The following is a 20,247-nucleotide window of genomic DNA, read 5'->3' as shown; positions in this document are numbered from 1 at the left end:
GTTAGAGTGAGTGGTCAATTACCACTTGAATCTCGGCGGTGTCCTATTCATATAACACACATGCTTAATCTACTCGCTTGGCTGTTTGGCCTCATTTCACTTGTCATCGTAATCCCATCGACCATTCCATTCCTGGGCTGGGGCAATTGGCTTGCCCTGCCCGTGATTGTGATCGGTGTTATCCTTGGCGCGTTATCCTCTAGCGATAGTGGCCGCAATTTCTGCCTTATCGTGCTTTTGATTGCTGCCATCCGTCTATCGATTGGCGGCGGAATTATTTAGGCAAGCACCAGCCGGGCGGCTTTGGCAAACAGGGTCGGCAACCCCGCCTCGCCAATGTCACTAAACGGCCACCACTCGCCTACGCCCTGTGGATCGGATGTGGTTTCTGCGCGCTGAACGCATAGCGAGAGATGCGCATGCGTGAAGGTGTGGGTGACCGCGCCGATTTCTTGCCAATCTGCCTCTATCGGAGGCGCACCTGTGCCATCGCTGCGCGCGGTCCAGCCGTCATCTGGCAAAGCCTTCATTCCGCCAAGCATTCCCGTGCCTTGCCGGGTGACAAGCCAGACATGGCTATCCCGTTCGATCCAGAACGCGGTTCCTGATCGCTGCGGCTTCGCTTTCTTCGGTGGCTTTACCGGCAGCCGCTCCGGCTCCCCCGCTTTGCGGCCTTCACATGGGTTGATCAAAGGACAGGCCAAACATTTGGGCGCTTTGCTGGTGCAGATGCTTGATCCCAGATCCATCATTGCCTGAGCAAAGTCGCCGGATCTGGCGCTCGGTGTGATTTCATCCGCCCGCGCACGGATCACCTTTCTCGAACCGGGGAGAGGTTCTTCAATGTTGAACAGGCGCGATACCACCCGCTCGACATTGGCATCGACCACCACAGCCCGTGCGCCAAACGCAATCGCTGCAATTGCAGCCGCCGTGTACGCGCCCAGCCCCGGTAATTCGCGCAGCTCTGGTTCGGTTTGAGGGAATCCGCCACGCTCCGAAACCGCTTTTGCGCATTTCGCCAGATTGCGGGCCCGCGAATAATAGCCAAGGCCCGCCCAAGCCGCCATGATGTCTTCATCCGGCGCGGCGGCCAACGCATCCACATTCGGCCAACGCACGGTGAACTTTTCAAAATATGGTTTTACCGCAGCAACAGTTGTCTGTTGAAGCATCACTTCGGATAGCCATACGCGATACGGCCACGCCGGGTCATTGGGCACCGGCGCGCCGGGCGGATTGCGCCACGGCAAAACGCGCGCATGGCCATCATACCAATCGAGCAGCGTGGATGAGAGTGAAGCAGGCATGGAAGTCACGCGCGCCCTATGGCATGGCTTTTTACGAGATGGAAAGCGACGACACACAAAACCCGAAAAAAACCGGGGCCAGCGGCAAAGGGGCCGGCAAAGGGGCAGGTGAAGGGGCGAAAAAAGCCCCTAAACCGTATCAGCGTCCGCGTGGCCGCGGGCCAAAGGCGATTGGCGATCTGATGCCTGAAATTGGTCGCACCGCTTTCCGTCGGTTTGGCTTCGTGCAAAGCTCGGTCGTTACCCGCTGGCCGGAAATCGTTGGCCCGCGTCACGCCCGCGTTTGCAGCCCCGAGGCGATCCGTTTTCCGCCGGGAGAAAAATCCGACGGAATCCTGCAACTGGTTGTCAGCCCGGCTCACGCCCCGCTGATCCAGCAGGTTACGCCTGAGATTATGGACCGCGTAAACCGCTTTTTCGGCTATCGCGCCGTGGCACGGGTAAAAATCCGGCAAGGTGCGGTTAAGCCGCCCCATGCTCAAGAACGTGCAAAGCCGCCGCCTTCGCTCAAACCGATTCCGATGGAACTCGGCGATTCTTTGCGCGATATCGGCGATCCCGAGCTGCGCAAAGTGTTGGAATCGCTCGCGCGCAGCTTTGAAAACAACGACAAGGAAAAGGGGCAGGAATGAAAGCTGTATTCAGCGCACTGGCGCTCGCTGCGCTCAGCGTGTCTGCCCTATCGGTTTCTGCCACTGCGCAAAATCTTTCCAAGCCCGACAGCGAATTCAAAGGCACCGCCAATAACAAGGCCTGGCATGCCACTGTCAAACGGACGGATCGCGGTCACATCATTGGCAATCCCGATGCCAAATCGCATTTGATCGTCTTCACCAGCTATGCCTGCGAAGGGTGCCACACATTTGCCTTTCGCGGCGATCCTGAACTGGATTACGCCCTGATCGCGCCCGGCCTGCTGAGTGTTGAGATCCGTCAGCGCATCAACCATCCCGTCGACATGCCCATGAGCCTGCTAAGCCGGTGCGGTGCGCCAGAGAAGTTCAAAGTGAACCACGCGATGTTTATGCGGTATCAACCGAAATGGCAGGAACGGTGGGAAAATGCCGGCGCTTTTGCTCGTCAGGCCTGGTCACGCGATACGCATGCGGCGCGATCCGGATTGTCCAACACACTGCGCCTCAACGAAATGATGGATCGCAGACGAGGCTATTCGCAAATGGATTTACAACGCTGTTTGACCGACCGGACGGCAATCGCAACCCTGCGCGCAAACAGCGCCGCTGATACCACCGAATTCGGCCTTCCGGGCGGCAAACTGGGCTTTGCTGTCCCGCATTTCGTATTGGATGGCGAATTGCTGGAAGGGGTGAATTCATGGGCCGAATTGTATCCGATCCTTGCCAATCGGTTCAAACCCGAACCCGAAGCCGATTTTCAGTTTCAATAAACAGCGATCCAACGACCAAAACCGTGCCAAATCGAACCACCCCCAACTTATGCAGGTTTTTTGCACAAGCCCGTGCATTCGCGCTATTGGCGCAATCCGAAACACCCGTTTACTCTTTTTCTTTCGACCGAAGGTGAATTCGCATGATTTCGATCCGTTCTAAATTCAAAAGCAACCTAGGCCGCCGCTCAATCGCGTTCGGCATGGCGGCGCCAATCGCGCTCACTCTGGCTGCGTGCGCCAGCGACCCTGCCGAAGCGGGCAGCGAAGCAGGCGAAGCAATCGCCGCGATCGACGCGCCCGAGGGCACAGCCTGGACCGAAACCGTCACCGTCAGCGACGAAGGCGGCTATGTTCTGGGTAACCCGGATGCTCCGATCAAACTGGTCGAATATGCATCACACACATGCGGCGCCTGCGCGCAATTTTCCGCCACGGCCAAACCTTCACTGAAAGCCGATTATGTATCGACCGGCGTTGTCAGCTTTGAACAGCGCAATCTGGTGCGTGATCCGATTGACCTTGCCATCGCAACGCTGGTTCGCTGCGGTCAGAAAGAAAACATGCAGCCGCTTTCGGATCAGGCATGGGCCTCGCTCGAGGGTATTTTCCAGACAGTTCAGCAAAACGCCGCTGCGTACGAAGCCTCTGGCAATCTGCCGGTTTCGGAACGCTTTGTCGCGATTGGTCAGGCGGCCGGCCTGATCGAATTCTTCTCGGCCCGCGGTCTTTCGGCAGATCAGGCGCGGACCTGTCTTGCCGATACCGAAACGATTGAAGGCATCGCGGAAACATCAAACACTCAGGCTCAAGAGCTTGGCGTTCAAGCAACCCCGACCTTCTTCCTCAACGGTCGCAAGCTCGAAGAACGCAGCTGGGCCCAGCTTGAACCGATCCTGCAGCGCGCTGGCGCTCGCAGCGAGTAAGAGCGGGACACCGCCCTGTTATGCAGATCAGCCGGCTAAAGCTCAGTGGATTTAAGAGCTTTGTAGAGCCGGCTGAACTGCGCATTGAACCCGGATTAACCGGTGTTGTCGGCCCGAATGGGTGCGGCAAATCCAATCTGCTCGAGGCGATCCGCTGGGTCATGGGGGAAACCTCTGCCAAGTCGATGCGCTCGGGCGGAATGGAGGATGTGATCTTTGCAGGCACATCCTCAAGGCCCGAACGCGCCTTTGCCGAAGTCGTCTTGCATGCAGCAGATGACGATGGCGAAGAACTAGTCGTGACCCGCCGGATAGAGCGCGGGGCGGGCAGCGCCTACCGTGTGAACGGGCGTGATGTCCGGGCCAAAGATGTCTCGCTAACATTTGCAGATGCGGCAACCGGTGCACATTCCCCGGCGCTCGTTAGTCAGGGCAAAATCGCTCAGGTGATCGCTGCAAAGCCCGCTGACCGCCGAAAAATGCTGGAAGAAGCGGCGGGTATTTCCGGCCTGCATGTCCGGCGCAAGGATGCCGAAAGCAAGCTGCGCTCGACCGAGGCAAACCTCGCGCGGCTCGAAGACCTGATGGCGGGTCTGGATTCGCAGATCGCGTCGCTCAGACGTCAATCAAAACAGGCTGAACGCTACAAAGCTTTAACCGAGCAGATCACTGTGGCCGAAGCCCGGCTGTTATTCGCCCGCTGGCGCGATGCGGCCTATGCAGCAAAGGAAGCCCGCGCCGCCGCCGAAGGCGCAGAACACCGCGTGGCGCAGGCGCAAGCGGCAACCGATACCGCGCAAAAAGAACAGGCAGAAGCCGCCGCAAAGCTTTCCGAGGCCCGCGATGAACTGACGGATCGCCGCGATGATGCCAGCGCGCATGGCCACCGCATGGCATCGCTTTCGGAAAAATTGGAAGCCGCCGAATCGCGCCTTGCGAGCCTCGATCGGCAGCGCACCCGACTCGAAGAAGACCGCAAAGATGCCGACCGTCTCACTGCAGACGCCGTTGACGCGCTTAAACGTTTGTCCCGCGAACTCGAGACAGGCCACCAAAGCGTCACCGAAGCAGAGGCCGCCCGCCCCGCAATCGTCGACCGGAGCGAAAACGCCGAACGTGCCAGCCGTACAGCGGAGCTGGCTCTGGCCAAAGCCACTGCCGATCATGCCGGTGTTGAGGCGGAATGGCGCGTCGCAGCAGCCGCCATTGAACAGGCCGAAAATCGAGTGTCCCGGCTGGCCAATGACGCAAAGCGGATTGCCGCCACCCGTGAAGAGCTTTCCGACGGCAGCGATCCTGATCTTGCGGTGATCGCCGCACGCGAAGCTGCCGAGGACGCCGGCGATGAAGTCGCCCGGTTGCGGGCCAAGCTGGAAAGCGACCAGGCCCGCAAAGCCGATCTGCAAACAGCGCGCGATGAAGCAGGCTCTGCGCTGTCCGCAGCAAAGGCCGAACTTGCCGGGATCGAACGCGAATACACCGCGCTCACCCGCGACCGCGATGCACGGGCAAAAAACGCCAAAAACCGCGAAGGCCTGCCCGCGGCACTCGACAAAGTCCGCGTTGCCAAAGGGTATGAACGCGCCCTCGCCGCTGTTTTGGGCCGAGATGCCAAATCGCCGCTTGGCGCCCCGCCTTCACCTACAGATGGGCGGTTCTGGACCGGTAGCGACGCGCGCCCGAGGGTAAGCCAGAGTTTGCTCGATCACATCACCGATTGTCCGGGCGAATTGAGCGCCCGCCTCGCGCTTGTCCATGTCACCAAAGAGGATGATGGCCGCACCCTTAATGCCGGCGAATGGCTGGTCACAACCGCTGGCCATTTGCGCCGCTGGGATGGGTTTGTGGCGCGCGGTGAAGGCTCTGCCGAAGCGGCGCGGCTTGAGGCTGCAAACCGTTTGTCCGAGCTCGAGGCGATCCTTCCCGATCTACAAACGACTGCGCAGCAAGCGGAGGCGCAGGAACGCACAGCGCGCGAGGAATTATCCGCGCTGCAATCGGCGCTCGTCGCCCAGGAACGCGATGTTTCCGGCGCGATTGAAACAGAACGACATGCATTGCGGGCGCTGGATCAGGCAGAGGCTGCGAAAGAACGCATCGCTACTCGGCTAGAGGAGCTATCCGCTGCGTCTGATGAGCTGACAGAACAGATCAATCTGGCTGAAAATGAATTGAATGCGGCACAGGAGAAACGCGAAAACCTGCCCCCACCCGACTTGGGCAGAGCCTCTTTAGAAGCGGCGCGCGCCAAGCATGAGGCTGCCAAGACCAGCGTTCAGGCAGCCCTCGCGGAGTTGGCCTCGCATGATCAGGCGCTCGCTGTGGCGCGCGAACGATTGGCTGCCCAGCAAAGCGATCATGCCAATTGGAAAGCGCGCTCATCCGAGGCCACACAGCGCACAGCCGAAGCAGGTAGGCGGCTGGAAGAAATCGAAGAAGAGCGCGCCGTTATTGCGGCAAAACCGGCCTCCCTGATCGCAGAGATCGAGCAAGGCGACGTGATGCGGGAAAAGCTGAGCCGCGAGCTTGCCGCTGCTGAAAAGGCCAAAGACGCAGCGCAAGACGCCGTCACGCTGGCGGACCGTAAACTTGCCGAATGCACGGAGAACCTTGCCCAGGCCCGCGAAGGCCGCGCCACTCTTGCCGCGCGTGCCGAAAGCGAAGAAGCCCGCCGCGGCGAAATGGCCCGCGTGTCTGGTGAACGCTTTCAATGCCCGCCCCCGCTGCTGTGTGATCGGTTTGAATTTGCCGAAGAGGACGTTCAGCATTCCTCCGCCGAATCCGAACAGATGGACAAATTGACCGCCAGCCGCGAGCGGATTGGCCCGGTAAACCTTGTCGCTGCCGATGAACTTGCGCGGATTGAAGAGGAACACGGCACCAATGCCAATGAACAGGCCGAACTGACCGAGGCTGTTGCCCGCCTGCGCGGTTCGATTGGCAATCTCAACCGTGAAGGCCGCGAAAGGTTACGCGCCGCTTTTGAAGAGGTGGATGGCCATTTCCGCGTTTTGTTCACCCGCCTGTTTGAAGGCGGTCAGGCGCATCTTGCCTTGATCGACAGCGATGATCCGCTGGAAGCGGGGCTGGAAATTTTCGCCCAGCCGCCGGGTAAACGCTTACAGTCGCTATCACTGCTTTCCGGCGGCGAGCAGGCCTTGACCGCGACGGCTTTGATTTTTGCTCTGTTCCTTACCAATCCCGCACCGATCTGTGTGCTGGACGAAGTGGATGCTCCGCTGGATGACGCCAATGTCGAACGGTTCTGTGATTTGCTGGAATCGATGGTCGCCACCACCAACACGCGGTATCTGATTGTGACGCACAATGCCGTCACGATGAGCAGGATGCACAGATTGTTCGGTGTCACGATGGCGGAAAAAGGCGTCTCGCGCCTCGTCAGTGTTGATCTTGGCGAAGCAGCCCTGTTGGCCGCCGAATAAAGCATTCCCAGACAGCATAATTGCCTGCGAAAAACCCGATTCCTACGCCTCGATTGCTCCGGCAAGGCGCGCACGGATCGTTTTTAATTTTGCAACCGCTGCGGTGACTTTCGGTTTGAGATCGGTCGCGGCACCGCCACCGCTTTCGCCGTCTGCACCCGCCCGGCGATCACCCGAGCGCCGATCATCCTGGCGGCGATCAAGATCGGGTTTGCCCGAGGACCGCAGCACGGCTTCCGCTCCTTTAAGAGTGTAGCCTTCCTGATTGACGAGACGGTCGATCGCTTCGACCAATTCAACATCGGCAGGACGATAATACCGTCGGCCGCCGCTGCGCTTAAGCGGTTTTAAAAGGGAAAATTGCTGTTCCCAATACCGCAAAACATGGGGCTTGATATCCAGAGCATCGCTGACCTCGCCGATCGTGCGCAAAGCGCCGCTCTCTTTACCATCGTCAAACTCAGCCATGCCTAGAGGTCTTTCCCGACTGTTTAACCGCCTTTGGCGATCTGTTCCTTGAGCAGTTGGCTGGCGCGGAACGTCATCACCCGGCGCGGGGTAATCGGAACCTCAATCCCGGTTTTCGGGTTGCGGCCAATCCGCTCGTTCTTGTCACGCAGCACAAAGCTGCCGAATCCGGAAATTTTCACGTTCTCGCCATCGACCAACGCGCTGCTCATTTTTTCCAAAATGGCCTCTACGAGGTCGAGCGATTCCGCCCGACTGAATCCCAGTTTACGATTGATTGTCTCAGCCAGATCGGCGCGAGTAAGCGTACCTATTGAACGCATCATGCGCGAACCTCCTTCGTTGGTGCGACCCTTTCTAAGGATGCATCCAGCGTACGCAATTCTGGTTTCAATCGCAACTTTTGTGCAGAAAAATCGGGTCGTTAGATGTTTGGAATCAGGCCCAAAGGTCAGATCCGCATCAAACTCGCGCCCCAGGTAAAGCCGCCACCCATCGCTTCGAACATGACAAGATCACCGGATTTGATCCGGCCATCGCGGCGCGCCACATCAAATGCCAGCGGCACAGATGCGGCCGATGTGTTGGCATGCTGATCCACCGTGATAATCACTTTTTCGCGCGGGATTCCAAGCTTTCTGGCAGTCGCATCAAGGATCCGGGCATTGGCCTGATGCGGCACCACCCAATCAATATCCTCGACCGAAATACCAGCCTCTTCAATCACTTCGCCAAGAACACTGGCAAGGTTGACGACCGCATGACGGAAAACTTCGCGGCCCTTCATACGCAAATGGCCGACTGTTTGGGTCGTAGATGGGCCGCCATCGACATAAAGCAGATCATGCTGCCCGCCATCGGCATGAAGACGGCTCGCCAGTATGCCGGGGCCATCATTATCGCCCGCTGCGCCGGTATCGGATGCCTCAAGCACAATCGCCCCTGCACCATCGCCAAACAGCACGCAGGTTGTACGGTCTTCCCAATCCAGAATGCGGGAAAAAGTTTCCGCGCCAATCACCAAAGCGCGCGTTCCCATACCGGTTTTCAGCAGCGAATCGGCAGTTGCAAGCGCATAAAGAAAGCCTGAGCAAACGGCCGCGACATCAAAGGCAACGCCGCCATTGCATCCCAGAGCGTGCTGAACCTTCGTTGCGGTCGCCGGAAAAGTGTTGTCCGGAGTGGCTGTGGCAAGGATGATCAGATCAATCGAAGACGCATCGATTCCGGCGTCGTCTATGGCGGCGCGCGCAGCGGCAATGGCCAGCGTCGATGTGGTTTCATCGTCACCAGCGATGTACCGTTGACGAATACCCGTCCGTTCAACAATCCATTCGTCGCTGGTGTCAATCTGCGCCGCGAGATCGGCATTGGTCAGAACACGTTTCGGCAACGCGGATCCTGATCCCAAAAGCCGGGCGCCTGTCACGCCGCAGCCTCGCCCGCCGAATCAGGCGAGCCGCTGCCATTTTTCTTAAAAGCCGCTTCGCCCAGCTCGCTTAAATCGTACGCGATGCGCTGCGTCAGCTTGTCTTCAAGCAAGCGCGCGGCAACCGTAACTGCGTTCGCCACGCCTTTTGCGGTCGCGCTGCCATGGCTTTTCACAACCACACCGTTCAGGCCCAGAAAAACCGCGCCGTTGTGATTGTTGGGGTCAAGGTGATGCCGGAGCAATTCGGTCGCCGGGCGCGACACCAGAAAACCAACTTTTGAACGGATCGAACTGGCAAATGCGTGTTTCAGCAGATCAGTCACAAACCGCGCCGACCCCTCAATCGCCTTGAGTGCGATATTTCCGGAGAACCCGTCCGTCACAACCACATGGGTTTCACCGCGATTGATCTTGTCGGATTCGACAAAACCATCAAAATCGAGCGCCAGACCGCCTTCGTCCCGTGCGCAAGCCTGAGTCAAAAGCGCCGCTGCATCGCGCAGGGCACCTGTGCCTTTGATTTCTTCTGTGCCGATATTGAGGAGCCGCACCTTGGGTTTTTCAAACCCGGTTACGATCCGGGAATAGGCCGCCCCCATCACAGCATATTGCACGAGGTTGCGAGCATCGGCCTCGGTGTTGGCACCCAGATCGAGCATCACAACATCATGGGGTTCAAGTGTGGGCAAGATCGCAGCGAGTGCAGGCCGATCAATGCCCGGCATGGTCCGCAAGGCAATCTTGCTCATCGCCATCAACGCGCCGGTGTTTCCGGCACTGACCGCAGCGCCAGCCGCGCCTGCCTTTACGGCATTCACCGCAAGACCCATGCTGGTTGTCTTGGCCCGGCGGATGGCTTTGCTGGGTTGTTCGTCACCTGAGATCACATCATCGCAATGAAGTATCTCGGATGCGTCACGCATACCGGGATGCGCTTCAAGCGCAGCTTCGATCTGCGCTTGGTCTCCGACAAGGAGGAATTTGAAATTATCGTGAGAACGACGGGCCAGCGCAGCGCCTTCGACCATAACGCGCACGCCTTCATCGCCGCCCATCGCATCAATAGCGATACGCGGCAGGCTCATGTCACTCTCTCCGTTCAATGTAGCTTCGCAGTGGCCTTAAAGGCCGACTGCGACGACCTCGCGACCGTTATAAAAGCCGCAATGCGGGCAAAGGTTGTGGGGGCGTTTAAGCTCACCACAATTGTTGCATTCGTGATGCGCTTCTACTTTGAGCGAATCGTGCGCGCGGCGATTACCACGGCGATGCGGGGATACTTTTCTCTTTGGAACAGCCATGGCGGCACCATTTCCTCAAATAAATACGTGTGTTCGTGTCAGGTGACATTAAAGTCTTGAAGCCGCCCTTAAGGCAAGGTGGCGTTTCACACAAGCATATAGCTTGGTGAGCGTCCTGGCCGTAAGCTGGCGGGTAGGCGGCGCGCTATACCGGAAAAATCTCGCGTTGCAAGCATCGCGCGCGCCGACTAGCACGCGAAACAGAATTTTTTCAGGGAAACTCTTCAATGGCATTGCTTCCAGTTACTCTCGCCGCTGCCGCTGCGGCGGCGATACTCAACATCTGGCTGATGATGCGCGTTGGCCGTGTGCGCGTGGCCGAAAAAGTGTTCATCGGCGACGAAGACAACGAGAACGTAATCCGCCGAATGCGCGCACACGCCAATTTTGCTGAAAATGCGCCCTTCGTGCTTATCCTGATCGGTGCCATCGAATTGACCGGCAAGGGCGACCCATGGCTCGCCTATGTGGCGGCGCTCTTTATCCTCGGACGCATCGCGCACGGTTTCGGAATGGATGGCGGCGCACTGGGCAAAGGGCGCATGATTGGCACCATCATTTCGATGCTGACGCTGATCGGGCTTGCGGTGGTCGCGGTGCTGATTGCTGCTCGGGTGATGTGACGGCTTCCAATTTGCTCTTCCGTTCGGGAATGTCGCTCGGCAGGCAGATGTTCCACGCTAGACCCATCCGCTCCAAGAGCTGAATAAACCTATAGCCCCAGTCGCTTTGACCGGGGTAAAGGCCAATGCGCGCGCTGCCCGGATAGGCGTGGTGATTGTTGTGCCACGCCTCCCCCATCGTGATAAGGCCCGCCCACGGGACATCGTGCGCCTGAACGCCTGCATCAATAACCCGCCAGCGTTGCGGCCCGCGACGATGGGCAAGATGTCCGACAAGCCAGTGGCCGTGCACGGTCAAAGCGACACGTACAAACACACCCCAAACAACGAATGGCCAGCCGCCTAGCCAAAAGAACACCGCTGCGAGCGGCAATTGTTGCAGCATCCATGACCGCTCCAGCCACGTGATAAACGCGCTGTGCTCAAGTTTGCTGAGGTCAAATTGTGGCGGATTTGCCAGCTTTAAGCTGCAGTGCAACTGCCACCACGCATCATGCAACATGGGACGGCGATGGGCGAGGTAATCATGACAGCCGCTTTGCCGCTGCGCCCAGTCCCGCAGATCATGCGTTCGTACAATCCAGATCGGTCCGCTCATTCCCGCAACAGTGCCGCACCAGATCAGGAATCGCCGCAACCACGGCTTTGTCTCAAAACTGCTATGGATCAGCAAACGGTGAAATCCGACCGAGTGACCAAGCAGCAGCAGCAGGCCAGTCATGCCGAGCCCGAAGGCGACAGCAGCAGGCGTTGTGAAAAAAGGGACCATCACGACAGAGGCAATCAACATCCCGCCATTCCAAATGCTGTGAATCGGATCCCATCGGACCTTACCCTCCACAGCATTGGCCGCAGGGGTTTCGACAATCCAGTTCACCTCACACCGATCACGCTCCATAATGCAACTCCATAGGTAATTAATGTATTGCTTAATTATTAATGACGTCTGGAAAGTAATTAAGCAACCACTTATATACACCCGGTCATGCAAAAAGTTTTCGAAGCCCTTGCCTCCACTGTGCGCCGCAAAATCCTAGCGTATCTTTCGGAATCCGAACTGACTGCGGGGCAAATTGCCGAGCGGTTCGACATATCCAAGCCGGCGGTGTCGCAGCATCTGAGCGTCCTGGAGAATGCTGAGCTTGTGAAAAGCGAGAAGCGCGGTCAGTATGTTCACTACCGCATTGTGCGCGAAAACCTAGCGAACACTCTGAATGGTTACGTGCAGGAAGTGTGCCCCGTATCCCGCCCGCTAAAGCGTGAAAGCAAGGCGTTGAAGGAGGCGGACAATACCACTTCTGATAGCCTGGAGTAAGCCGGAGGCATGGCTCAACCCAGAGCGTGATCGCTTACAAACGCATTCGTTTTGCGTTCCTGACCAAATGTGCTGGTCGGGCCGTGGCCTGGAATAAACAGCACATCATCGCCGAGCGGCCATAGGCGCTGCGTTATGGCGTTGAGCAAATCCTGATGATTGCCGCGCGGGAAGTCTGTCCGGCCGATGGATCCCTGAAAGATCACATCGCCGACAATCGCGAACTTGCTGGGTTCATGAAAGAACACGACATGGCCGGGCGTGTGGCCCGGGCAATGGATTACGTCCAACGTAAGCTGACCGACCGTCACCGTATCGCCGTGTTCCAGCCAGCGATCGGGCGTAAAGCTTTTCGCCTCCATCCCGTAACGCGCGCCATCATTGTCGAGCTGCTCGATCCAGAACAGGTCATCCTTGTGCGGCCCCTCGATCGGCAGGCCAAGCTCCTCGGCCAGCATTCCGGCCTGCCCGCAATGGTCGAGATGCCCGTGGGTGATCAGGATTTTCTCAAGCTCGACGCCTGCCTTTGCGACGCCGTCTTTCAATTTGTCGAGATCGCCGCCGGGATCGACCAGCGCCGCCTTGTTTGTCTTGGTGCACCAGATCAGCGAGCAATTCTGCTGCAAAGGCGTAACCGGAATGATGGCGGCTTTGATGGGCGGTGTTTTGGCTTGGTCGGTCATACACGCGATGTGGCCGCGAGCGCGCATCAATGCAAGACAGAGATTACGTCCGTGGTAACGCGATTTCCCGTGCAACAGCCGCCCGCGCGGCGATCCTGACCGTGCTCGTCATGCTTTTCGTAGCGATCAAAGCCATAACAAACGCCCCAAAGAAAATCCGCATAACGTTCAAAAGGCGTCATATCCGCCCGCCTTTCCAAACCACGCGGCCAATTATCTCCACATCTTCCGCGGCGACATTAACGGGCGGATAGGCAAGGTTCTGGCTCAGCAGGGCCAGCCGCCCTCCCCCGGCGCTCGCCACGCGCTTAACCATCAAAGTGTCGCCCAAACGCACAACATGCACCCCGTCGCGAAATGGCCGGGGTGAACGATCCACGAGGATTTCATCGCCATCATTAAGCAACGGCTCCATCGAGTCGCCTTCCACTGTGATCGCTGACAACTGCGCTCCGGCAAGGCCTTGCTCCGCCAGCCAGCGATGCGAAAAGCTAAAGGCGTCAAACATCGTCTCGCCCGTCTGGACCGCACCGGGACCGGCCGATGCACCAATGTCGAGGCGCGGGACCTCCACATATCCGGCCTCACGCGGGGTTTTGGACGCAATATAGGATTTATCCTTAACGTCCATGTCAGACAGTTCGGATTGATCCACGCCGAAAAATGCAGCCAGTTTTCCGCGGTCCCCCTCTTCCAGCTTCTTCGGCGTTCCGCGCTTGATAAACTGTTGGAGATAGGCCGGGTTTCTCCCCAGCATAACCGACAGGCTGCTGAGGCTGACGTCTCGATTGCGTGCCAGTTCGAGCAATCGCGCGCGCTCCGGTGACATGTCAGACTGCGGCATAATCATTCCCTTCCTCGGTGGAGCACTTCCTGACCCCTTCATTTTTCCTATAGCATAGGATTTTTCCTAGACAAGTAGGATTTCAGTTGGAACATTATAGGAACATTGACTGATTCGTTCCTATTACAACACCGCAAAGGGGGACCATTATGCTGATCCGGAAAGTCGAAAAATTCCTGCGCACCCACGATATGCCCGCAACCAAATTCGGACGTCTCGCGGCGCATGATCCGCGGTTCGTGCTCGATTTGCGCATGGGCAGGATACCGCGTGCCGCCACCGAAGCGCGCACCCTGCGCTGGATGGCAGAATTCGAAGCCAGCGCCGCAACCGCCAATTCACACGCTCCTATTCAGACGAAAGGTTTCGCCCATGCTCACTGAAACTATGATGTTCGCCCCCGTCTCCACCGCCCAGTTCGAAACCAAATCAGCCGACGCTGCGCCAACGCATCGCGCGCGCCGGTATCGCCCGCGTCGCAGCACCGCGGACAGAGTGCGAGAAGCCGTTCTGAAGCTTACCAATGGTCGCTCCAGCCTGCTTTCCCACGAAGAAAAAGCATGGGCATCGATCACTTTTTCAGGGACGCGGCACGAATTGATGCTGGATTTCGATGGAAAAGAATCGGCCGCAGCGGGCGAGAATTTTATCGCCAACCTACCGGAACACGAATTCCATATTCCCGGACAGCTCGTGGCCGAAGCCACCATCCGAGAAGTCGATCACAGCTTTAGCGGCGATGACGAGCGAATGGTGGTGACGGCGGTGTTGCTGCTGCTTGAGGAAAGCTAGAGCCTGCGGATGACAAGATTCCGGATCTCGGTCATATCTTCCATGGCAAAACGAATGCCTTCGCGGCCCAGACCGGAATCTTTCACCCCGCCATATGGCATGTTGTCGACGCGGTAAGATGACACATCGTTTACCACCACACCGCCGACATCCAGAGTATCCCAAGCATCCAGAACCTGATGCAAATCGCGAGTGAAAACACCCGCTTGCAGGCCGAACTTGGAATGGTTCACCTGTTCCAATGCCTGATTGAAATCGGAAAACTTGCTGAGATTGGCAAGCGGTCCGAACGCCTCTTCCCAATTCGCATCCGCTTTCGCAGGCACATTTTCGAGCAGCGTCGCCTCAAGCATATTGCCATTCGACAGGCCGCCCCCGCACAGCAGGCTTGCACCTTGTGAGACGGCATCATCGATCCAGCCTTTTAGTCGGCCCGCTTCCTTGTCCGAAATCATCGGGCCGATAAAGGTATCGCGGTCTTTCGGATCGCCGGAAACCAGCGTTTTGGTTTTTGCAATGAGCATATCTTTGAACGTGTCGTAGATATCTTCGTGGATGATGATCCGCTGGACCCCGATGCACGACTGACCCGATTGATAGAATGCCCCGAAAATGATCCGTTCCAGCGCGTGATCGAGATCCGCGTCTTTATCCACGATCACGGCTGCATTGCCGCCCAGCTCCAGGATCACGGGCTTTTTGCCTGCTTTGGCTTTCAAAGCCCAACCAACGCCCGGTGATCCGGTAAAGCTAAGCAGTTTCAGCCGCTCGTCCACGGTAAACAGATCGGCCCCGTCGCGGCTGGCCGGAAGGATCGAGAAAGCGCCCTCGGGCAGGTCGGTTTCGGCCAGAACTTCGCCCATGATGAGCGCGCCGAGCGGTGTCTTGGACGCGGGCTTCATCACGAAAGGACAGCCCACGGCGATTGCGGGCGCGATCTTGTGCGCAGCCAGATTAAGCGGGAAGTTGAATGGAGAGATAAAACTGCACGGCCCGATCGGAACGCGTTTCCACATGCCCATATAACCCTTGGCCCGGGCGCTGATGTCCAATGGTTGGACCTCTCCATAATTGCGAGTCGATTCCTCGGCCGCGATCTGGAATGTGTCGATCAACCGATCGACTTCGCCTTCGGCATCCTTGATCGGTTTACCGGCCTCCACGCACAGCGAATAGGCAAGCTCGTCATACCTTTCGCGGAACCGTTTAACGCAGTGTTCCAGAACCGCTTTACGTTCAAAGCTGGCCATTTTCGCCATAGGCTCTGCCGCGCGGACCGCGCCTGCAATCGCTTCTTCAATCACATCCGGCGTCGCCAGAGCGGTGCGGAAAGCGACCTCTCCTGTGAACTTGTCTGTGACCTCTAGATCAGTGTTCGGCTGCGCGGCCTTGTTGTTTAGATAGAGCGGATAGGTGTCTTTTAACTGGGGCATTGTCTGTCCTTCTGTCCCTATCTGGCGATCAAAGCTTCTTGCTCAGTTCCTGGATATCATGGTTCAGGATCTGATCGTTCTCTGTGTAATCCACCGGGCAATCGATTAGATGGACCCCCGGCGTATCGCGGCAATGGGCGAGCAGTTTGGTAAGATGCTCGCTCGATTCGACGCGGTGGCCGCTGGCACCATAACTCTCGGCATATTTGACGAAGTCCGGATTGCCATAGGTCAGGCCGAAATCGTCAAAGCCCATATTCGCCTGTTTCCAGCGGATCATACCATACGCATCATCGCGCAGGATCAGGACGGTCAGGTTAAGGCCAAGACGGACGGCAGTTTCCATCTCCTGACTGTTCATCATAAACCCGCCATCACCGCAGATCGCCATGACATTGCGGTCAGGATACAGCATCGCGCTCATCATTGCAGAGGGCAGGCCCGCCCCCATGGTCGCCAGCGCATTGTCGAGCAGCACCGTGTTGGGCAAATAGGCCGTGTATCCGCGCGCGAACCAGATTTTGTAAACGCCATTGTCGAGGCAGATAATGCCGTCATGTGGCTGACAATCGCGCACTTGCTGCACCAGATGCGGCGGAAAAATCGGAAAACGCGTATCGGCAGCGAGCGCATGGGTGTGATCCAGCTCGGCCTGATGATAGGCCAGCATGTGATCGAAATCCCAGCTGCGGTTCGGGGTGATATCTTCCTTCATTTGCCAGATGCCGTTGGCGATATCGCCGATCACTTCGATCTGAGGAAAGTACACCGGATCAACCTCTGCTGTGCGGGTCGAGATATGAATAACCGTCACACCGTTATCGTGCATGAAGAAAGGCGGTTTTTCGATTACATCGTGGCCGACATTGATAATACAGTCGGACGCTTCGACAGCGCGGTGGACGAAATCGCCAGCGGAAAGCGCCGCGCAGCCAAGGAACTTGGGATGGCGTTCGTCAATCACGCCTTTGCCCATCTGTGTGGTCAGAAACGGGATGCCGGTCTTTTCAACGAATTGCTCAAGCATCCGCCCGCACATTTTACGGTTCGCGCCGGCCCCAATGACAAGCACCGGATTTTTCGCAGCTTCAATCGCTTTTACAGCCATGCGAACAGCCTTCGCCTCAGCCGAAGGGCGGCGAGCGACGCTTTTCGGGAGCGGTTTGAAATCGCTGGTCGGCTCCTCCGCGATGTCTTCGGGCAGCTCGATCAAAGTCGCACCCGGCTTTTCTTCCTCGGCCAGACGATACGCCTCGCGCACCCGGCTCGGCAGGTTGTCTCCGGCGGCGATTTGCACCGCGTATTTGGTAATCGGCTCCATCATGGAGACTACGTCAAGGATCTGAAAGCGGCCCTGTTTTGATTTCTTGATCGGCTTTTGGCCGGTAATCATCAGGACCGGCATACCGCCCAGCTGCGCATAGGCGGCAGAAGTGACGAAATTGGTCGCCCCCGGACCAAGCGTCGCAAGACAGACGCCCGTTTTGCCGGTGTGCCGCCCATAGGTTGCGGCCATAAAGCCGGCGCCTTGTTCATGCCGGGTCAGGATCAGTTTGATCTTGTCCGATTTGCCAAGAGAGTCGAGGAAATCCAGGTTTTCTTCACCCGGCACGCCAAAGATATATTCGCAGCCCTCTGCCTCCAGACAATCGACAAATACGTCTGACGCTTTTTTGGTCTCAGTCATATGATTATTCCCCCCTATGTTCGAGAACCTGCTGCCCCAATTGCAACGCAGGCGTTACGCCTGTCTGTTCTCTAGATCGTCCCGAACGCTTGCATCCGCGATGCCACCGTCATGCACCCATGCAGTAATGCCCGCAATCACAATGCATGAATTGCACGAATGCGCCAAATTCCGAGGGGTTTAATATCCAGCTTGCGGATCAAAAACCGGCGCAACAGGCTCGCCGCGCAGATATTTGTCGAGATTGCCGAGAAACCGCTCTGCACTGCGGATGAACATTTTATCCTGTGCACGGCCGGAAAGATGCATGGAGATATGGACGTTATCCATCGCCCACAGCGGATGATCTTGTGGAAGCGGCTCCGGCGTGGTCACATCAAGAAACGCGCCGCCGATCTTCTTTGCCTCTATCGCGGAGACAAGCGCCGGCTGGTCAATCACAGCGCCGCGCGCAATGTTGACGATTACAGCGTCCGATTTCATCGCGGCAAGCTCATCTGCCCCGATCATCCCGTCCGTCTCTGCCGTCGCGGGCACGGCCAGAATAATCCAATCGAATTCGCCCAATTTGGCGCGCCACTCGTCCGGCGTGAGAATACCCTCGCCGCCCGATCGGCGCACAACGGTTACATCCACATCAAACGCGTCAAGGCGCGGTTTGATCAGTTTGCCAATCGCACCATAGCCCAGCAGCAAGGCTTTCGAACCGGCAAGCTCGCGCTTGCCCGGACTATCGAGCAGCCATTCATGCCGTTCCTGCGCGCGCACCACTTCGCGGTAACCCTTGGCCATATTGAGCATGCCCATGACGACATATTCGGCAATGGTGATCGCGTTGATGCCCGCGCCATTCGTTACGGTGATGCCGCGATCGATCAACACATCCATGGGCAGGAAATCGAGCCCCGCATAGATGGAATTGAGCCATTTCAGATTGGTCGCTGCACGCAGCGTGTCCGCCATCGCATCTTTCTCATACATGTCGAACCAGCCGATTTCAGCTTCCGGTACAACCTCAAGAGCCTCTTCCTTCGTCACGAACCAGCGCACATCGAGACCATCGGGCAATTGCGGTTCAAGCAGCGGCCGGATCAGCCCGGAAAGTGCGAGGATCGTCATGTCAGTTTCCATTCCCAGCCAAGTGGATCACCGTCCATGACCTCAACGCCTTTGGCTGTGAGTTCATCCCGAATGGCATCCGAGGTTGCAAAGTCTTTCTCCGCGCGGGCGGCCTTGCGGCGGGCCAGCGCGTCTTCGATTTCTTCGTCAGCCACGGTCGCTGTTTTTGGGCGGATGCGCAACTGGGCGCGGGTCAGATCAAACAGACCAAGGCCAAGCACCCCGTCCATATATTCGATCACGGCCCGTTTGATCGCAGCATCGACCTTTTTCACCGCCAGCGCATCTTCGATCGCGGTAAGAGCAATCGGCGTGCCCAGATCATCGGAGATCGCGTCTTCAAACTTTGCAAGCGAGGGTGCGAATTTCGGATGTTCAGCCATTGGCTGCGATGCAGCATCAGCCAGACGTTCAACCGCCATGACCATCCGCTTCAACCGCGTCAAAGCGGCATCCAGCCCTTCCCAGCTAAACTCCAGCTCGCTGCGGTAATGCGCCTGCAGGCACATCATGCGGTATGCGAGCGGATGATAGCCTTTGTCGATGAGCAATTGCAGGCGCAAAAACTCGCCCGAGGATTTGGACATTTTGCCCGAACGCTCGACCAGGAAATTGTTGTGCATCCAGATATTCGCACCTGAATTGGATGCTTTTGAAAGGCCGCCGCAATCGCAAAATGCCTGATTTTGCGCGATCTCGTTCGGGTGGTGAATTTCGCGGTGGTCGATCCCGCCGGTGTGGATATCGAATGGGAAACCGAGCAGCTTTTCACCCATAACAGAGCATTCAAGATGCCAGCCCGGCGCTCCTTTACCCCACGGGCTATCCCATTCCATCTGGCGCTTTTCACCAGCCGGTGTCTTACGCCAGATCGCAAAATCGGCCGCGTTACGCTTACCCTCGACCGCGTCGATCCGGCCTTCGCCTTCCTCGGTAATGGCGCGCGCCAAGCGTCCGTAATCCTCAACCGTGGTCGTATCGAAATACAGGCCGGTTTCACATTCGTAGCAATGTTTGTCCGCAATACTTTTCGCAAACTCGATCATTTCTGGAATGTAATCGGTTGCGACCGACCATTTGGCCGGCTGACGAATGTTCAGCGCTTTGATATCGGCCCAATACGCTTCGGTATAATGTTTGGCGATATCCCAGATCGACTGCGCTTTTTCCGCAGCCATCTTTTCCATCTTGTCCTCGCCGCTATCGGCATCGTCAGTCAGGTGGCCGACATCGGTGATGTTGATGACATGGGTAAGCTTTAACCCCTTATGCGTCAGCGTGCGCCCGAGGATATCGGCAAAGACATAGGCGCGCATATTGCCGATATGCGGATAATTGTAGACCGTCGGCCCGCAGGTGTAGACGCGCGCTTCGCCGGCATGGACTGGGCGGAATTCTTCGATTTGGCGGGTCAGGCTGTTGAACAGCTTTAACGGGGTGTCGGTCATGGCGCGAAGCCATGC

22 protein-coding genes are annotated in these 20,247 nt (G+C 57.5%); 9 read left to right on the top strand and 13 right to left on the bottom strand.

All coding sequences use genetic code 11. The features are described from left to right. Window positions 1–60 precede the first annotated feature (60 nt). Entirely contained in the window at window positions 61–282 is a 222-nt protein-coding gene (locus tag FGU71_RS10515) for a hypothetical protein (RefSeq protein ID WP_142788523.1), read from the top strand. Here FGU71_RS10515 and FGU71_RS10510 read toward each other — a convergent pair. Continuing rightward, entirely contained in the window at window positions 279–1,310 is a 1,032-nt protein-coding gene (locus tag FGU71_RS10510; protein ID WP_142788522.1) for an A/G-specific adenine glycosylase, read from the bottom strand. The genes FGU71_RS10515 and FGU71_RS10510 overlap by 4 nt on opposite strands. Before the next feature lie 38 nt (window positions 1,311–1,348). On the opposite strand from FGU71_RS10510, the gene FGU71_RS10505 reads away from it, so the two are divergent. The 4 genes from FGU71_RS10505 (at window position 1,349) to FGU71_RS10490 (ending at window position 7,087) form a co-directional block, all read left to right on the top strand. Beyond that, window positions 1,349–1,942: a DUF721 domain-containing protein gene (locus tag FGU71_RS10505; RefSeq protein WP_234035775.1), complete on the top strand. Its 594-nt coding sequence runs from the start codon at window positions 1,349–1,351 to the stop codon at window positions 1,940–1,942. Continuing rightward, window positions 1,939–2,718, top strand: coding sequence for a DsbA family protein (locus FGU71_RS10500; protein ID WP_142788521.1), 780 nt, complete (start codon window positions 1,939–1,941; stop codon window positions 2,716–2,718). The genes FGU71_RS10505 and FGU71_RS10500 overlap by 4 nt, the downstream gene beginning before the upstream one ends. A gap of 143 nt (window positions 2,719–2,861) precedes the next feature. Next, entirely contained in the window at window positions 2,862–3,644 is a 783-nt protein-coding gene (locus tag FGU71_RS10495; RefSeq protein ID WP_185960275.1) for a thioredoxin domain-containing protein, read from the top strand. A 20-nt stretch (window positions 3,645–3,664) separates the two neighbouring features. Next, entirely contained in the window at window positions 3,665–7,087 is a 3,423-nt protein-coding gene (locus FGU71_RS10490) for an AAA family ATPase (protein ID WP_142788520.1), read from the top strand. Window positions 7,088–7,129: 42 nt separating this feature from the next. Here FGU71_RS10490 and FGU71_RS10485 read toward each other — a convergent pair whose 3' ends face one another. From FGU71_RS10485 to rpmF, 5 genes are all read right to left on the bottom strand, one after another. After that, complete coding sequence (locus FGU71_RS10485) at window positions 7,130–7,555, bottom strand: MerR family transcriptional regulator (protein WP_142788519.1); 426 nt, start codon at window positions 7,553–7,555, stop codon at window positions 7,130–7,132. A gap of 23 nt (window positions 7,556–7,578) precedes the next feature. Further along, window positions 7,579–7,881 carry an integration host factor subunit alpha gene (locus tag FGU71_RS10480; protein ID WP_185960274.1) on the bottom strand — a complete coding sequence of 101 codons (303 nt, stop codon included), beginning with the start codon at window positions 7,879–7,881 and terminating at the stop codon, window positions 7,579–7,581. A 125-nt stretch (window positions 7,882–8,006) separates the two neighbouring features. Then, the gene (locus FGU71_RS10475; RefSeq protein ID WP_142788518.1) at window positions 8,007–8,984 is read right to left on the bottom strand and encodes a beta-ketoacyl-ACP synthase III; all 978 of its coding nucleotides are present in this window, start codon (window positions 8,982–8,984) and stop codon (window positions 8,007–8,009) included. Continuing rightward, on the bottom strand, window positions 8,981–10,072 hold the full coding sequence (gene plsX / locus FGU71_RS10470; protein ID WP_142788517.1) for a phosphate acyltransferase PlsX: 1,092 nt from the start codon (window positions 10,070–10,072) through the stop codon (window positions 8,981–8,983). The genes FGU71_RS10475 and plsX overlap by 4 nt, the downstream gene beginning before the upstream one ends. Before the next feature lie 36 nt (window positions 10,073–10,108). Next, window positions 10,109–10,288 carry a 50S ribosomal protein L32 gene (gene rpmF / locus FGU71_RS10465; protein WP_142788516.1) on the bottom strand — a complete coding sequence of 60 codons (180 nt, stop codon included), beginning with the start codon at window positions 10,286–10,288 and terminating at the stop codon, window positions 10,109–10,111. Between the two features lie 227 nt (window positions 10,289–10,515). Between rpmF and FGU71_RS10460 the strand changes: the two genes are divergently transcribed. Beyond that, window positions 10,516–10,911 carry an MAPEG family protein gene (locus FGU71_RS10460; RefSeq protein WP_142788515.1) on the top strand — a complete coding sequence of 132 codons (396 nt, stop codon included), beginning with the start codon at window positions 10,516–10,518 and terminating at the stop codon, window positions 10,909–10,911. On the opposite strand, the gene FGU71_RS10455 is transcribed toward FGU71_RS10460, so the two are convergent. After that, window positions 10,844–11,809, bottom strand: coding sequence for an acyl-CoA desaturase (locus FGU71_RS10455; protein ID WP_142788514.1), 966 nt, complete (start codon window positions 11,807–11,809; stop codon window positions 10,844–10,846). The genes FGU71_RS10460 and FGU71_RS10455 overlap by 68 nt on opposite strands. A gap of 87 nt (window positions 11,810–11,896) precedes the next feature. On the opposite strand from FGU71_RS10455, the gene FGU71_RS10450 reads away from it, so the two are divergent. Continuing rightward, on the top strand, window positions 11,897–12,226 hold the full coding sequence (locus FGU71_RS10450; protein ID WP_142788513.1) for a metalloregulator ArsR/SmtB family transcription factor: 330 nt from the start codon (window positions 11,897–11,899) through the stop codon (window positions 12,224–12,226). 14 nt (window positions 12,227–12,240) lie between these two features. On the opposite strand, the gene FGU71_RS10445 is transcribed toward FGU71_RS10450, so the two are convergent. Both FGU71_RS10445 and FGU71_RS10440 read right to left on the bottom strand, forming a co-directional pair. Then, window positions 12,241–12,909 (bottom strand): MBL fold metallo-hydrolase, encoded by a 669-nt coding sequence (locus FGU71_RS10445; RefSeq protein WP_325053177.1) that lies wholly within the window; start codon window positions 12,907–12,909, stop codon window positions 12,241–12,243. Between the two features lie 178 nt (window positions 12,910–13,087). Next, the gene (locus FGU71_RS10440) at window positions 13,088–13,753 is read right to left on the bottom strand and encodes a S24 family peptidase (protein ID WP_142788512.1); all 666 of its coding nucleotides are present in this window, start codon (window positions 13,751–13,753) and stop codon (window positions 13,088–13,090) included. Between the two features lie 149 nt (window positions 13,754–13,902). Here FGU71_RS10440 and FGU71_RS10435 point away from each other — a divergent pair, with 149 nt between their 5' ends. Beyond that, the gene (locus FGU71_RS10435) at window positions 13,903–14,136 is read left to right on the top strand and encodes a hypothetical protein (RefSeq protein ID WP_142788511.1); all 234 of its coding nucleotides are present in this window, start codon (window positions 13,903–13,905) and stop codon (window positions 14,134–14,136) included. Continuing rightward, window positions 14,126–14,545, top strand: a complete 420-nt coding sequence (locus tag FGU71_RS10430; protein WP_142788510.1) for a hypothetical protein — start codon at window positions 14,126–14,128, stop codon at window positions 14,543–14,545. Before FGU71_RS10435 ends, FGU71_RS10430 begins: the two co-directional genes overlap by 11 nt. Here the strand turns inward: FGU71_RS10430 and FGU71_RS10425 are convergent. The 4 genes from FGU71_RS10425 to cysS all read right to left on the bottom strand — a co-directional run bounded on the left by FGU71_RS10425 (window position 14,542) and on the right by cysS (window position 20,232). Then, on the bottom strand, window positions 14,542–15,978 hold the full coding sequence (locus FGU71_RS10425; protein WP_142788509.1) for an aldehyde dehydrogenase family protein: 1,437 nt from the start codon (window positions 15,976–15,978) through the stop codon (window positions 14,542–14,544). The two genes, FGU71_RS10430 and FGU71_RS10425, sit on opposite strands and share 4 nt — an antisense overlap. A 28-nt stretch (window positions 15,979–16,006) precedes the next feature. Continuing rightward, window positions 16,007–17,665 (bottom strand): acetolactate synthase large subunit, encoded by a 1,659-nt coding sequence (locus FGU71_RS10420; RefSeq protein ID WP_142788508.1) that lies wholly within the window; start codon window positions 17,663–17,665, stop codon window positions 16,007–16,009. A 180-nt stretch (window positions 17,666–17,845) separates the two neighbouring features. Beyond that, complete coding sequence (locus FGU71_RS10415; protein ID WP_142788507.1) at window positions 17,846–18,784, bottom strand: D-2-hydroxyacid dehydrogenase; 939 nt, start codon at window positions 18,782–18,784, stop codon at window positions 17,846–17,848. Next, entirely contained in the window at window positions 18,781–20,232 is a 1,452-nt protein-coding gene (gene cysS / locus FGU71_RS10410; protein WP_142788506.1) for a cysteine--tRNA ligase, read from the bottom strand. Before cysS ends, FGU71_RS10415 begins: the two co-directional genes overlap by 4 nt. Between the last annotated feature and the right edge of the window lie 15 nt (window positions 20,233–20,247).

It is taken from the genome of Erythrobacter insulae, from assembly GCF_007004095.1.
Taxonomy (GTDB): Bacteria; Pseudomonadota; Alphaproteobacteria; order Sphingomonadales; family Sphingomonadaceae; genus Erythrobacter; species Erythrobacter insulae.
The sequence above is the reverse complement of the archived record's forward strand: the minus strand, read 5'-3'. Positions and strand labels throughout refer to the sequence as shown.

Excerpts from the sequence above, each read along its gene's own strand:
- FGU71_RS10450 (WP_142788513.1), top strand. The coding sequence starts at position 11,897 with ATGCAAAAAGTTTTCGAAGCCCTTGCCTCCACTGTGCGCCGCAAAATC.
- FGU71_RS10505 (WP_234035775.1), top strand. The coding sequence starts at position 1,349 with ATGGAAAGCGACGACACACAAAACCCGAAAAAAACCGGGGCCAGCGGC.
- FGU71_RS10440 (WP_142788512.1), bottom strand. The coding sequence starts at position 13,753 with ATGCCGCAGTCTGACATGTCACCGGAGCGCGCGCGATTGCTCGAACTG.
- FGU71_RS10435 (WP_142788511.1), top strand. The coding sequence starts at position 13,903 with ATGCTGATCCGGAAAGTCGAAAAATTCCTGCGCACCCACGATATGCCC.
- FGU71_RS10415 (WP_142788507.1), bottom strand. The coding sequence starts at position 18,784 with ATGACGATCCTCGCACTTTCCGGGCTGATCCGGCCGCTGCTTGAACCG.
- FGU71_RS10445 (WP_325053177.1), bottom strand. The coding sequence starts at position 12,909 with ATGACCGACCAAGCCAAAACACCGCCCATCAAAGCCGCCATCATTCCG.
- FGU71_RS10500 (WP_142788521.1), top strand. The coding sequence starts at position 1,939 with ATGAAAGCTGTATTCAGCGCACTGGCGCTCGCTGCGCTCAGCGTGTCT.
- cysS (WP_142788506.1), bottom strand. The coding sequence starts at position 20,232 with ATGACCGACACCCCGTTAAAGCTGTTCAACAGCCTGACCCGCCAAATC.
- FGU71_RS10460 (WP_142788515.1), top strand. The coding sequence starts at position 10,516 with ATGGCATTGCTTCCAGTTACTCTCGCCGCTGCCGCTGCGGCGGCGATA.
- FGU71_RS10490 (WP_142788520.1), top strand. The coding sequence starts at position 3,665 with ATGCAGATCAGCCGGCTAAAGCTCAGTGGATTTAAGAGCTTTGTAGAG.
- rpmF (WP_142788516.1), bottom strand. The coding sequence starts at position 10,288 with ATGGCTGTTCCAAAGAGAAAAGTATCCCCGCATCGCCGTGGTAATCGC.
- FGU71_RS10510 (WP_142788522.1), bottom strand. The coding sequence starts at position 1,310 with ATGCCTGCTTCACTCTCATCCACGCTGCTCGATTGGTATGATGGCCAT.
- FGU71_RS10485 (WP_142788519.1), bottom strand. The coding sequence starts at position 7,555 with ATGGCTGAGTTTGACGATGGTAAAGAGAGCGGCGCTTTGCGCACGATC.
- FGU71_RS10430 (WP_142788510.1), top strand. The coding sequence starts at position 14,126 with ATGCTCACTGAAACTATGATGTTCGCCCCCGTCTCCACCGCCCAGTTC.
- plsX (WP_142788517.1), bottom strand. The coding sequence starts at position 10,072 with ATGAGCCTGCCGCGTATCGCTATTGATGCGATGGGCGGCGATGAAGGC.
- FGU71_RS10515 (WP_142788523.1), top strand. The coding sequence starts at position 61 with ATGCTTAATCTACTCGCTTGGCTGTTTGGCCTCATTTCACTTGTCATC.
- FGU71_RS10480 (WP_185960274.1), bottom strand. The coding sequence starts at position 7,881 with ATGATGCGTTCAATAGGTACGCTTACTCGCGCCGATCTGGCTGAGACA.
- FGU71_RS10495 (WP_185960275.1), top strand. The coding sequence starts at position 2,862 with ATGATTTCGATCCGTTCTAAATTCAAAAGCAACCTAGGCCGCCGCTCA.
- FGU71_RS10425 (WP_142788509.1), bottom strand. The coding sequence starts at position 15,978 with ATGCCCCAGTTAAAAGACACCTATCCGCTCTATCTAAACAACAAGGCC.
- FGU71_RS10455 (WP_142788514.1), bottom strand. The coding sequence starts at position 11,809 with ATGGAGCGTGATCGGTGTGAGGTGAACTGGATTGTCGAAACCCCTGCG.
- FGU71_RS10420 (WP_142788508.1), bottom strand. The coding sequence starts at position 17,665 with ATGACTGAGACCAAAAAAGCGTCAGACGTATTTGTCGATTGTCTGGAG.